At 71.9% G+C, this 12,267-nt stretch carries 12 protein-coding genes and 3 tRNA genes; 10 read left to right on the plus strand and 5 right to left on the minus strand.

Annotated elements, in window-relative coordinates; translation table 11 throughout:
* From ABWK99_RS07810 to ABWK99_RS07820, 3 genes are all read left to right on the plus strand, one after another.
* A partial coding sequence (locus tag ABWK99_RS07810; RefSeq protein WP_372594139.1) for a carbohydrate ABC transporter permease occupies positions 1–451 on the plus strand: 451 nt, incomplete at its 5' end.
* Entirely contained in the window at positions 448–2,052 is a 1,605-nt protein-coding gene (locus tag ABWK99_RS07815) for a beta-xylosidase (RefSeq protein ID WP_372594140.1), read from the plus strand. The genes ABWK99_RS07810 and ABWK99_RS07815, both read left to right, overlap by 4 nt.
* 107 nt (positions 2,053–2,159) lie before the next feature.
* Entirely contained in the window at positions 2,160–3,227 is a 1,068-nt protein-coding gene (locus ABWK99_RS07820) for a LacI family DNA-binding transcriptional regulator (protein WP_372594141.1), read from the plus strand.
* A 29-nt stretch (positions 3,228–3,256) separates the two neighbouring features.
* On the opposite strand, the gene ABWK99_RS07825 is transcribed toward ABWK99_RS07820, so the two are convergent.
* A complete protein-coding gene (locus ABWK99_RS07825; RefSeq protein ID WP_372594142.1) occupies positions 3,257–5,251 on the minus strand; it encodes a chloride channel protein in 1,995 nt (664 codons plus the stop codon).
* A 51-nt stretch (positions 5,252–5,302) separates the two neighbouring features.
* Between ABWK99_RS07825 and ABWK99_RS07830 the strand changes: the two genes are divergently transcribed.
* Positions 5,303–5,764, plus strand: coding sequence for a MarR family winged helix-turn-helix transcriptional regulator (locus tag ABWK99_RS07830; RefSeq protein ID WP_372594143.1), 462 nt, complete (start codon positions 5,303–5,305; stop codon positions 5,762–5,764).
* Between the two features lie 44 nt (positions 5,765–5,808).
* Here ABWK99_RS07830 and ABWK99_RS07835 read toward each other — a convergent pair whose 3' ends face one another.
* The 3 genes from ABWK99_RS07835 to ABWK99_RS07845 form a co-directional block, all read right to left on the minus strand.
* On the minus strand, positions 5,809–7,629 hold the full coding sequence (locus tag ABWK99_RS07835; RefSeq protein WP_372594144.1) for an ABC transporter ATP-binding protein: 1,821 nt from the start codon (positions 7,627–7,629) through the stop codon (positions 5,809–5,811).
* Positions 7,626–9,461 carry an ABC transporter ATP-binding protein gene (locus ABWK99_RS07840; RefSeq protein ID WP_372594145.1) on the minus strand — a complete coding sequence of 612 codons (1,836 nt, stop codon included), beginning with the start codon at positions 9,459–9,461 and terminating at the stop codon, positions 7,626–7,628. Before ABWK99_RS07840 ends, ABWK99_RS07835 begins: the two co-directional genes overlap by 4 nt.
* Before the next feature lie 111 nt (positions 9,462–9,572).
* The gene (locus ABWK99_RS07845) at positions 9,573–10,064 is read right to left on the minus strand and encodes a YajQ family cyclic di-GMP-binding protein (RefSeq protein ID WP_372594146.1); all 492 of its coding nucleotides are present in this window, start codon (positions 10,062–10,064) and stop codon (positions 9,573–9,575) included.
* 87 nt (positions 10,065–10,151) lie between these two features.
* Between ABWK99_RS07845 and ABWK99_RS07850 the strand changes: the two genes are divergently transcribed.
* The 6 genes from ABWK99_RS07850 (at position 10,152) to ABWK99_RS07875 (ending at position 11,732) form a co-directional block, all read left to right on the plus strand.
* Positions 10,152–10,233 (plus strand) — tRNA-Tyr (locus ABWK99_RS07850).
* A 203-nt stretch (positions 10,234–10,436) separates the two neighbouring features.
* A tRNA-Thr gene (locus tag ABWK99_RS07855) sits at positions 10,437–10,509 on the plus strand.
* Positions 10,510–10,549: 40 nt separating this feature from the next.
* Positions 10,550–10,626 (plus strand) — tRNA-Met (locus ABWK99_RS07860).
* A 70-nt stretch (positions 10,627–10,696) separates the two neighbouring features.
* Positions 10,697–10,867 (plus strand): 50S ribosomal protein L33, encoded by a 171-nt coding sequence (gene rpmG / locus ABWK99_RS07865; protein WP_372594147.1) that lies wholly within the window; start codon positions 10,697–10,699, stop codon positions 10,865–10,867.
* 14 nt (positions 10,868–10,881) lie between these two features.
* Positions 10,882–11,325, plus strand: a complete 444-nt coding sequence (locus ABWK99_RS07870; protein ID WP_372594148.1) for a MaoC family dehydratase N-terminal domain-containing protein — start codon at positions 10,882–10,884, stop codon at positions 11,323–11,325.
* Positions 11,322–11,732: a MaoC/PaaZ C-terminal domain-containing protein gene (locus ABWK99_RS07875; protein WP_372594149.1), complete on the plus strand. Its 411-nt coding sequence runs from the start codon at positions 11,322–11,324 to the stop codon at positions 11,730–11,732. The genes ABWK99_RS07870 and ABWK99_RS07875 overlap by 4 nt, the downstream gene beginning before the upstream one ends.
* A gap of 43 nt (positions 11,733–11,775) precedes the next feature.
* Here the strand turns inward: ABWK99_RS07875 and ABWK99_RS07880 are convergent.
* Positions 11,776–12,267 (minus strand): substrate-binding domain-containing protein (locus tag ABWK99_RS07880; protein WP_372594150.1); only part of this gene is annotated, 492 nt, incomplete at its 5' end.

Here is a 12,267-nt window from a genome sequence, read left to right on the forward strand (position 1 = left end):
GCTGCGCAACCTCGGGATCGCCAACCAGCCGATCGGGCTGATCTGCGTCTACATCGGCATGTACCTCGGGAACGTGATCTTCTTCATGACGGGCTTCGTGCGGACGATCCCCCGGGAGCTGGAGGAGGCCGCAGAGGTCGACGGCGCCGGGCCGGTCAAGGTCTTCTTCCGGATCATCTTCCCGATGCTGCGCCCGACGATCGCCACCTGCGCGATCCTCATCACCCTTTTCGCCTGGAACGACGTCTTCTACGCCTTCTTCGTGATCGGCGGCGGCGAGACGACGACGCTCCCGTTGAGCCTCTACAACGTCGCGAGCAGCTCCTTGTACACGCACAACTGGAACCTGATCTTCGCCTACGTCGTGATGATGAGCATCCCGCTGGTGACCCTGTTCGTCTTCGGGCAGCGCCAGATCATCTCCGGGGTGACGCAGGGGGCGGTGAAGTGACGTCGGAGGTCCCGTCCCCTCCTGAGGTCGACGCGGACGCGGGTGGTGCGGGCACGAGGTTCGCCCATCACTGGTCGGTCGTGGTGGGTGCGGGTCGTGCGGCCGAGGCGCTGCGCGCCGACTGGCAGCAGCATCTCGGACGAGCGGTCGGCGACGTCGGCTTCCGGTACGTCCGTTTCCACGGGCTGTTCCACGACGACATGTTCGTGTACCGACGCACGGCGGACGGCACGCGGCACCTGACGTTCGGCTACGTCGACCGGGTGTTCGACGCCCTGCTCGCTGCGGGCATCCGACCGTTCGTCGAGTTCGGGTTCATGCCGGCCGATCTCGCCCGCTCGCACGGAACGGTGTTCTGGTGGCGAGGGAACGGGGCACCTCCGACGAGCCTCGACGAGTGGACGGTGCTGGTCGAGGAGACCGTTCGGCACTGGGTCGGGCGCTACGGGCTCGACGAGGTGCGGAGCTGGTACTTCGAGGTGTGGAACGAGCCGAACCTCCACCCCTTCTGGCAGGGGACCAGGTCCGAGTACTTCGCGCTCTACGCGGCGACCGCGCGTGCGGTCAAGGGGATCGACGACTCCCTCCGGGTCGGTGGTCCCGCCACGAGCAACTTCGTCCCCGACAGCCGGTTCGACGGCGAGACCGAGGACGTCGAGGCGCATGTCCGCGTGACGGACACCACCGACCTGTCCGCCCTGGACTGGCGTCCGGTCTGGCTCGCGGAGTTCTTCGCGTTCTGTCGCGACAACGACCTGCCGGTCGACTTCGTCTCGACCCACCCCTACCCGACGGACTGGGCCCTCGACGAGCACGGCGAGGGGGCGCGCCGGACCCGGGACCGGGACGCCACCGAGCGGGACCTGCGGCTGCTGAGGCGACTGGTCGACGAGAGCCCGTTCCCGCAGGCCGAGATCCATCTGACCGAGTGGTCGAGCTCCTCCTCGTCCCGTGACCTCACGCACGACTCGTTGCCGGCGGCGACGTACGTGGTGCGGACGAACCTCCGGACGATCGGCCTGGTGGACTCGCTCGCGTACTGGACCTTCACGGACGTCTTCGAGGAGCAGGGTGCGGGGATCGGGCCCTTCCACGGGGGCTTCGGGATGCTCAACGAGCACGGCATCCCGAAGCCGGTGTTCCACGCGTACCGCTTGCTCTCGTCGCTCGGGGACGTGCTGCTCCACCGGTCCGACGTGGGGGTCGTGACCCGCTCGAGCCTGACGGGTGCGGTGTCGGCGCTCTTCCACAACTACCCCGACGAGGAAGCCATGACCGTGCCCGCCTGCGAGACGTACGCGGAGCTGGACCGGCTGCTCGCCCGGGGGCGTGCGCGGACCGTCCGCGTGCGGGTCTCCGGCCTCTCCCCGCGAGCGGTCTTCGCCACGCAGGAGGTCGACGCGCAGCACGGCGACGTGCTCGGTCCGTGGCGTGCCGCGGGTCGACCGGAGAACCTCGACCTCGAGCAGGCCCGAGCGCTCTCCGCCGTGGCGGAGGAGCTCGGTAGCGCGGTTCACCAGGCCGACGAGCGGGGCGTCCTGGACGTCGAGCTCGTCATGGCGCCCTGGAGCGTCGTCGGGCTGCAGCAGGTCGACGGGTGAGCGCCGCCGGTGCCGCTATCGTCCGGGTGGCGGTCAGACCGCCCGTCCGGATGACCGCGCTCCGAGCGCACAGCGAGGGCCTCGCCCGACGAAAGGGTGACGACTAGATGAACGAGAGCAGCGGCCGGGCGCGGCGCCCGACGATCGCCGACGTCGCCCGCCGGGCGGGGGTCTCCACCGTCACGGTCACGCGCGTCTTCGACCGCTCGGCGCGGGTCTCGCCCGAGCGGGAGCGTCGGGTGCGCGAGGCGGTCGAGGAGCTCGGCTACTTCGGGAACGGAGCGGCGAGCTCACTGGTGTCGGGGCGGTTCTCGACCGTCGGGGTGATCGCGTCGGACACCCTGAGCTTCGGCTACGCCAAGTCGCTCGCGGGAATCGAGGACGCGGCACGAGAGGCTCGTATGGCGGTGCTCATCTCGGTCGCCGAGGGGGTGGAGCCCGACCTCGTGCGCTCGACGGTCGCTCTCGTGCTCGGCCAGTCCCCTGCCGGTGTGATCGTCCTGGACTACGACGAGATCGGCTCGGCTGTGCTCGCCGCCCTGCCGGCCTACGTCCCGGTGGTGGCCGTCTCCCCGGCGACCGGACCGCGGGTCGACCGTCCCTACGTCGCGATCGACGAGTACACCGGCGGCCGGATGGCCGCTCGGCACCTGCTCGACCTGGGTCACCGGACGATCCATCTCGTCGCCCCGCCGAACTACGGGGTGGAGACGCGCACCCGAGGGGTGCGCGACGAGGTGCAGGAGGCAGGCGCGGAGATCGGCTCCGTGGTCCGCGCACGGGAGTGGAGCTCCGGAGCCGGCCGGGAGGCGATGGACGAGCTCCTTGCGGGGTCCACCTCGCCGGTGACCGCCGTGTTCTGCGGGAACGACGAGATCGCCCTCGGCGTCTACCAGTCGCTCCGGGCCCACGGCCTGCGCATCCCGGAGGACGTCTCCGTCGTCGGCTTCGACGACAACCCCGTCGCCGACTTCTCGTACCCGCGCCTGACCACTGTCGACCAGGACTTCATGCTGGTCGGCAGGCATGCCTTCGGCCTGCTCGAGCGCTGCATCGCGGCGTTCGAGGAGGAGGAGGCCGAGGTCCCGGCGGCCGCGGCCATCGTGCCCGAGCTGCGCGTGCGGGACTCGACGGCTCCGCCGCGCCCTGGATCGACCCCGCCTCGGAGCGGGTAGCGCACGATCGGCGGGACCCTCGCTCTCGGCTACCTGGGGGCCCGACCGTCCGTGCGGCGGGCGCGCCGGGCGACCCTGTCGCCTCGCGAGCCCGCGCCGCGTCCCATCACTGCCCGTCCCAACACCGCCCGTCCCATCACCGCCCGTCCCATCACCGCCCGTCCCATCACGCCGCGGACCGAGCCGAGGCCCGCCCGCAGGTCGACGGGGTCGGGATCCGGCACGGGGGCGGTCAGCGTGCGCAGCAGCGTGCGGTGGGTGACCCAGCCCACGAGCCGACCCTCGGGATCGGCCACCGCGAGCCCGCCGTCGGCGTACGGGTGCCGGCGGAGCGCGTCGAGACCGCTGCGCAGCGACTCCGTGCTCAGCACCGTCGGCACGTCGTCGATCGCGTCCGCGACGGTGAGGTCCTGGTGCGCGGCATCGTCCTCGAGCATCTCGGCGACACGGTCGGCGCGCAGCTGCCCGATGATCAGTCCGCCGTACCGCACGGGCAGAGCAGCGCGCCCGCTCGCGAGCAGCAGCCCGGCAGCGTCCTCGAGGGGCAGGGCCGGGTCGACCGGGTCCGCCGCGGCCTCCATCACGTCGCCGACGCTGCGATCGGTCAGCCGCGGATCGGCCGGTCGGGTGTCGATCTCCAGACCACGGCGTCGGAGCTTGAGCGTGTAGACGCTGTCCTTGCTCAGGGCGCGGCTGACGGTGGTCGCCAGCACGATCGCGAGCATCAGGGGAAGGATGATCGTGTACTCGCCGGTCAGCTCGAAGAGGATCAGCACGGCGGTGATCGGGGCCCTGGCCGCACCAGCGAAGACGGCACCCATCCCGACCAGCGCGAAGGCCCCCACCGGGCCGGAGACCCCGGGGACCAGCTGCTCGGCGACGGCACCGAAGGCGGCACCGAGCATCCCCCCGATGAACAAGGAGGGGGCGAAGACCCCGCCCGAGCCGCCGATGCCGATCGTCAGGCTCGTCGCGACCATCTTGGCCACCAGCAGGCCCAGGAGGATCCCGATCGCGTACCTGCCCTGCACCCCTGCCTCCAGGACGGGGTAGCCCACGCCGTACATCTGCGGGACGGCGAGCAGCAGCAGGCCGAGGAGCGCCCCACCGACGACCGGGCGCGCCCACTCCGGTCCGTGCCAGACGGCGTCGCAGAGGTCCTCGATCCGGTAGAGGACTTTCGTGAAGGTGACCCCGATGACCCCGCCGACGACCCCGAGCAGGGCGAACAGCAGGTAGGCGCCGACGTGCTCGACCGAGAAGGTGGGCAGTGTCATGAACGGGACGTCCCCGAAGACGGCGCGCCCGATGACCGAGGACACGACGGCCGCCAGGACCACGACCCCGAAGGACTCGGCGGTGAAGTCGCGCAGGATCAGCTCGAGGGCGAAGAAGACCCCTGCGATCGGCGCGTTGAAGGTGGCGGCCACGCCCGAGGCGGCTCCGCAGGCCACGAGGGTGCGCAGCCGTGACTCGGGGACCCGGGCGAGGCCACCGATCCACGAGCCGAGGGCCGAGCCGATCTGCACGATCGGCCCCTCGCGACCCACCGAGCCGCCCGAGCCGATCGTCACGGCCGAGGCGATGGCCTTGACCGCCGCGACCTTGCCGGGGATGCGACCCCCGCGCACGGCGACGGCGGCCATCACCTCGGGGACCCCGTGCCCGCGGGCCTCGCGGGCGTAGCGCTGGACGAGCGGGCCGTAGATCAGGCCGCCCAGGACCGGAGCGAGGACGACGAATCCGGCACCGAGCCACGGCACCCACGGGTGGGCGGGGTGCTCGCCGAGACCGACGGCCGAGTAGTCCGCATGGCCGCTGAAGACCCAGGTGGCGCCCGTCACCAGTCCACGGAAGGCGACGGCGCCGAGGCCCGTCGTCGCCCCGACGAGCAGGGCCAGCGCCGTCAGGCCGCCGGCGGTGGTGCGCAGGCGCGCCGCTATGCGCAGCAGGCCGCCACCGCCACTGCCCCCGCCGCCGGGCGTGGGTGAGGGCAGGCCGGCGGCAGGTAAAGATGTAGGCATACATCTAATGTATCAAGACACATGGGATGACCTCGTCGGTACTGTGGGTGCATGTCCGATCTCGACGCTGCCGCCGAGCAGACGCTGCTGGCCTCTCGTGCGCTGCTGGGCGTCGTGGCCCGGTCCATCGAGCCGGCTCTGGAGGAGGTCTCCCTCCCGCAGTTCAGGGTCCTCGTGCTGCTCACGGCGTACGGCCCGATGCGCTCGGGCGCGGTCGCCGAGCGGATGGGGATCCACCCGTCGACGTTCAGCCGCAACGCGGATCGCCTGGTGGCCGGCGGCTGGGTGCGGCGGGTGGAGGACCCGGAGAGCAGGCTGTCGGTGCTCGTGGAGCCCACCGAGCGAGCCCGTCTGCTCGTGGAGCGGGTGACCCTCGCGCGCCGCGAGCGCATCGTGGAGATCCTCGGCCGGATGCCTGCTGAGCAGCGTGCGGTCCTGGGCGAGGCCCTCGGGGCGTTCGCGCAGGCTGCGGGAGAGCCGAGCCTCGAGGAGCTGTCCGTCCTCGGCCTGTGAGCCCCACGGCCGTGCGCCGCCCGGGAGCCGCGGACGGCGGGCCCTCAGCGCAGTGACGCCCGCCACTCGGCGTGCAGGTCGGCGAACCGGCCCCCCGCGGCGACGAGCGTCGCGGGGCTGCCGTCCTCGACCACGCGGCCGCCCTCGATCACGAGCACGCGGTCCGCCCCCATCACGGTGGACAGGCGGTGGGCGATGACCACGGCGCCGCGCCCCGCAAGCAGGGTGTGCAGCCCCTCCTGGACGAGCCGCTCGCCGGGCACGTCCAGGGAGCTGGTGGCCTCGTCGAGCACGAGGAGCGCCGGGTCGGCGAGGAAGGCCCGTGCGAAGGAGACGAGCTGACGCTGCCCGGCGGAGAGCCGCACCCCGCGCTTGTCGACCAGGGTGTCGTAGCCGGCCGGGAGGCTGCGGACGAACCCGTCCACACCGACGGCACGTGCTGCGGCCTCGATCTCGTCCCGCGTCGCCCCCGGCCTGCCCAGCGCGATGTTCGCGGCGACCGACCCGGAGAAGAGGTACGCCTCCTGGGTCACCATCACCACCGCCCGGCGCAGGTCCTCCGGGTCGAGGTCGCGCAGGTCGACCCCGTCGAGCAGGACCCGGCCGCCGCGGACGTCGTAGAAGCGCGCGAGCAGCTTCGCGACCGTCGACTTGCCGGCTCCGGTCTCGCCGACCAGCGCGACGGTGCGCCCGGCCGGCAGGTCCAGGTCGAGGCGCGGGAGCACGCTCGGTCCGGTGCCGTAGCCGAACTCGACCCCTTCGAAGCGCACGTCGCCGCGGGGGGAGGGCAGCCGGACGGGCTCGAGCGGTGCCGGCACGCTCGGCTCCTCGGCCAGCAGGGCGGAGAGCTTCTCCAGCGCGGCGACGGCGGCCTGGAACGAGTTGTAGAACATCCCGATCTGGCCGAGAGGGGTGAAGAAGCGCCGGGCGTAGAGCACGGCGCCGGCCAGGGCGCCGACGGTCAGGTCCCCGTCGAGCACGCGGAGCCCGCCGACCAGCAGCACGACCGCGACGGTGAGGTTGCCGATCAGGGTCAACCCGGTGTCGAAGCGGCCGTGGAGCCGGATCGCCGCGTTGCTCGTCGCCCGGTAGTCCTCGGCGAGGACGGCGTACCGGTGCGACTCCTGCGCCTCGCGGCGGAACCCGTGCACCGCCCGGATCCCGGTCATGGTCTCCACGAACCGGACGATCAACCGGGCCGAGGCCGTCCGGCTGCGGCGGTACTGCTCCTGGCTGCGGACCTGGAAGTGCCGGGTGAGCAGGATCCCCGGCAGGACGGCGACGAGCAGCACCATCCCGCTGCGCCAGTCGAGGAGGGTAAGCGAGACCGCGGTGAACACCATGGTGAGCACGCTGGTGGCGAGCGTCGTGACTCCACCGTCGAGCAGCTCGCGGAAGGCGTCGAGGTCGGAGGTCTGCCGGGAGATGACCCGCCCGGAGGTGTAGCGCTCGTGGAACTCGAGGGAGAGCAGCTGGGTGTGCCGGAACACCCGCCGGCGCAGGTCGAGCAGCACGGCCTGGCTCACCCTTGCGGAGACCCGTACCACCGACGCGGTGAGCGTTCCGCCGAGCACGGCGATCAGCGCGTAGCAGAGGGTGGTCACGGTGATCGGGCCCGCGTCCCCGTCCTTGAGCGCAGGCAGGCCGTGGTCCAGCCCGAAGGCCACGAGTGCCGGGCCCGCCACCTGGGCGGCCTGGGCGAGGACGACGAGCGCGACGGTGGCCCAGGCGGTGCGTCGCACGGGATGCAGCAAGGAGCCCAGCAGGCGCAGGGAGAGGCGTCGGCTGCGGCGTGCCTCCTCGCGCGAGGCGGTCGTGTGCCCGTCGGCGAGCTCCTCGGCGTCCCTTCCTCGCGCCCCGCTCATCGGGCCCGATCCTGGGCGCCCTGCGCCTGACCCGGCTGAGCTGTGAGCACGTACCGGTAGTGCGCGTGGTTCGCCAGCAGGTCCGTGTGCCGCCCGATCCCCGTGATGCGGCCGTCCTCGAGCACCGCCACCCGGTCGGCGAGGGCCACCGTCGACGGCCGGTGGGCGACGACGAGGGTGGTGGTGCCGCGCAGTGCGCTACGCAGCCGCGCGGTGACGACCGCCTCGGTAGCGACGTCAAGGGCGGAGAGCGGGTCGTCCAGGACCAGGACCCGGGGCCGCGCAGCGATCGCCCTGGCGAGCGCCACCCGCTGGCGCTGCCCGCCGGAGAGCGAGAGCCCTTCCTCGCCGATCACCGTCCTCATCCCCTCCGGCAGCTCGGCGACGAAGTCCGCGCTGGCGATCTCCAGGGCCTCACGGGCGCGCTCCTCGGCGGCTGCCTCGTCGAGACCGCGCACCCCGAGCAGCACGTTCTCGCTGACCGGTGCGGAGAACAGCACCGGGTCCTCGAAGGCGATCGAGACCATCGCCCGCACCGCCGCGCGGGGCAGGTCCCGCACGTCCACGCCATCGATCCGCACCGAGCCTGCCGTGACGTCGCCGAGGCGGGGGACCAGCCCGAGCAGGGTGGACTTCCCCGATCCGGTCAGGCCGACCAGGGCGAGGGTCTCCCCCGGCTCGATCACGAGGTCGACCCCGTCGAGCACGTCCCTCGACCCGGGTGCCTGGCCGGCGAAGCGCAGGTGCACGCCGTCGAGCTCGACCCGGCTCCCGCCTGTCGGCGCCGGCGGGACGGGCAGCGGCGCGCTCGGGTCGGCGAGCTCCGACCGGGTGTCCATCACCTCGAAGTAGCGGTCCGCCGCGGCCCGCGCGTCCATCGTCATCGCGAGGAGGTGGCCCAGCCGCTCGACCGGTGCGTTGACCACGGCGGCGGTCGCGAAGAAGGCCACCAGGTCGCCGACGGACAGCGTGCCACGGGCGGCGAGCACGACTCCCAGGCCGAGGCACGTGGCGAGCACCACCTCGGGAAGGGTGCCGAGAGCGAACGTGACACGAGAGAGGGTCCGCGCCTTGGTGATCTCGGTCCCGCGGAGGTCCTCGGCCTGCTGGGCGAACTCCTCGAGGGCGTCCTCCCCGCGTCCGAAGGCCTTGAGCACGCGGATCCCGTGCACCGACTCCTCGACCGTCGTCGCGAGGTCGCCTGCCTGGTCACGGGCGCGGCGGGCGACGACCGTGTAGTCCTGACGGAACCGGAACCCCAGCCAGACCACCGGGACTGCTCCGCAGAGGTAGACGAGCCCGAGCTGCCAGCTCGTGGCGAGCATCAGCGCGACGCCGACGAGGACGGTGCTCGCGCTCACCACGAGCATCACGAGGCCGAAGACCATCCAGCGCCGGAGCATCGAGAGGTCGGACATGGACCGCGAGAGCAGCTGTCCGCCGGACCAGCGGTCGTGGAAGGTGCCGGGCAGGTCGAGGAGGTGGTCGAAGAGGTCCGTGCGCATCTCACGCTCGGCCGTCGTCCCCGGTGAGGCGATCAGCGCTCGGCGTGACCACACGAGGAAGGCCTCCAGCGCGCCCAGCAGGGCCACGAGGAGGGCCGCGGCGACGACAGCTCCTACCTCGCCCTGGTCCGCGAGAGGGCCGTTGACGACCGCTCGCAGGACCTGCGGGACCGCGAGCGCGAGAAGGCTCGCGCCGAGCGACCCGACGCCGCCGAGCACCAGTCGGGGCAGCACCGGCCGGAGCCAGGGCCTCAGTCGCGACACGAGGCTCCCGACGCGGCGCGGGACGGGCCGCGTCGAGGTGGCGCCGCCGGGATCGAAGGGCACCTCGTCATCCTAGGGAGCACCCTGGCAGCCGGTCCCGGATGCCACTCGCGCGTGGCTCTGACCGCTGGCCGGCCCGCATCGGGAGCCTGCGCCGCAGGCTCCCGATGCTGCTCAGCGGTAGTTGACGAACTGCAGCGCCACGTCGAGGTCAGAGCCCTTGAGCAGGGCGATCACCGACTGGAGGTCGTCGCGGCTCTTGGCCGAGACGCGCAGCTCGTCCCCGGTGATCTGCGTCTTGATCCCCTTGGGGCCCTCGTCCCGCACGATCTTGGCGATCTTCTTGGCGTCCTCGCTGCTCAGGCCCTGCTTGAGGGAGGACTCCATCCGGTACTCCTTGCCCGAGGGCTTCGGGTCGCCGGTGTCCAGGGCCTTGAGCGAGATCTGGCGCTTGACGAGCTTGGTCTGGAAGACGTCGAGGACGGCCTTGACCCGCTCCTCGGAGTTGGCCGTCATGACGATCAGGTCGCCGCTCCAGGCGATCGAGGCGCCGACGTTCTTGAAGTCGTAGCGCTGGGCGATCTCCTTGACGGCCTGGTTCAGGGCGTTGTCGACCTCCTGGCGATCGACCTTGCTGACGACGTCGAACGACGAATCGGCTGCCATGGGAGTCCTCCTGGGTGGTGCGGGGTCACAAGTGGGGTCGCAGACTTGCTATCCTTCCATCCGCACCGGCCTCGTCGCCGGGTGAACGGCAGGTTGCCCGAGCGGCCAAAGGGAGCTGACTGTAAATCAGCCGCGTCATGCTACGGGGGTTCGAATCCCTCACCTGCCACCCACGGCGCCCCGACCGGATCTCCGGTCCGGGGCGTCTGCCCGTCCGGGAGACGTCGGCCCGGCTGCACGTGCACGTCGGTAGTTCAGTTCGGTAGCAGTACAGCTGCAGTGTCAGGTTCAGGACGCCCGCCCGTCGGGGGTCCGGGGCCGTCGGGGCCGATTTCGCAGGGACCCGCCGGGCCGTGTACCCTGGCACGCGCTGCCCCGATAGCTCAGTCGGCAGAGCGTCTCCATGGTAAGGAGAAGGTCAAGGGTTCGATTCCCTTTCGGGGCTCTGTTGGTGCCTGCAGGTACGTGCCTGCTGGTGCCGATATGGCGGGGTAGCTCAGGTGGTTAGAGCACACGGCTCATAATCGTGGTGTCGCGGGTTCGAATCCCGCCCCCGCTACCACCATTCATTCAGCGACGGCCTCCCGTGGCCGCGCACGCACATCGCTGAGACGTCAGCGGAGAGGTGAACTGTGGCCAGCAAGTCCCAGGACGTCCGTCCCAAGATCACGCTCGCGTGCACGGAGTGCAAGGAGCGTAACTACATCACGAAGAAGAACCGCCGCAACGACCCGGACCGGATCGAGCTGGCGAAGTTCTGCCCGCGCTGCGGCAAGCACACCCCGCACCGCGAGACCCGCTGACCCGGTAGGTCGAGATGGACGCCGGGTTCGTCGGCCGCGTCTACCCGCCGACGGCTCCCTATGCCGTGGGCAGGGAGCACCTGCGTGACTTCGCGCAGGCCGTCGGCGCGACGCACCCCGTCCACAGCGATGTCGAGGCGGCCCGGGCAGCCGGGTACGCCGACATCGTGGCCACCCCCACGTTCGCCGTGGTGATCGCCCAGCGTGCCGAGGCCCAGCTCATCGAGGACCCGGCCGCAGGGATCGACTTCAGCCGCGTCGTGCACGCGGAGGAGCGCTTCACCCACCGACGGCCGATCGTCGCGGGCGACGAGATCACGACCGTCCTGCACGTGGACGCGATCGTCGAGCGCGGCGGACTCGCGATGGTCACCACGCGTTGCGAGCTCACCGACGCGACCGGCTCGCCGGTGGCGTCGGTGCTCTCCACCCTTGCGGTCAGAGGGGCCGAGGCATGAGCCGCAGCGTCGAGGTCGGGCAAGTCGTCGGCACCAGGACGGTCACGGTCACCCGTGCGGACCTCGTGCACTACGCGGGTGCCAGCGGCGACCGCAACCCGATCCACTGGAACGAGCGCTTCGCGCGTGAGGTCGGTCTGCCCGGCGTCATCGCGCACGGCATGTTCACCATGGGCACCGCCGTGAACGTCGTCGTCGACTGGCTCGGCGACCCCGGTGACCTGCTCGACTACGGTGTGCGCTTCACGCGTCCCGTTCCGGTGCCCGACCCCGGAGAGGCCGTGGTGGAGATCGTCGCGACGGTCGCCGTCGTGGACCCCGAGGCGGGGACAGCGCGGATCGACCTCACGGTCAGCACCGAGGGCACCAAGGTCCTCGGCCGCGCGCAGGTCCTCGTCCGCCTCTGAGGCGGCGGTCCTTCGAGGGCCCGGTCGAGACCTGCCTCGCGCCTCAGGCGCGGACGGGGCCGGTCGTCGTGCCGATCTCGAGCGAGACCGGAAGCACCACGTCCTGCGGCGTCTGGCCCGCGAGGAGCTGACGGACGGCCTCACCGAGCGCCTCGCCCTTGGCGGCGAGCGGCTGGTTGACGGTGGTGAGCACGTCGGGGGCGAGCCACGGCAGGTCGAGCCCGTCGAACCCCGCGACCGACACGTCCTGGGGGACGCGCAGGCCCAGGTCCCGGGCGGCGAGCAGCACGCCGGCGGCCAGCAGGTCCGACTGGGCGATCACGGCCGTCGGTGGGTCGGTCACGTCCAGGACGATGCGCCCGGCCTCGCGTCCGGCCTCGACGAGGCTTGCCGAGGCCTCGACGACCTGCTCGGCCTGCACGCCGCTGTCCGCGACGCCGGCGAGCCGGTGACGGGTCGGGGCCCAGTCGAGCTCGCGCAGGCGCGCCACGTCGACCGGTCCGCAGCGCCGCGCGCCGTTGAAGGGCAGGGTGAC

This window comes from Actinotalea sp., from assembly GCF_041597215.1.
Lineage (GTDB): Bacteria > Actinomycetota > Actinomycetes > Actinomycetales > Cellulomonadaceae > Actinotalea.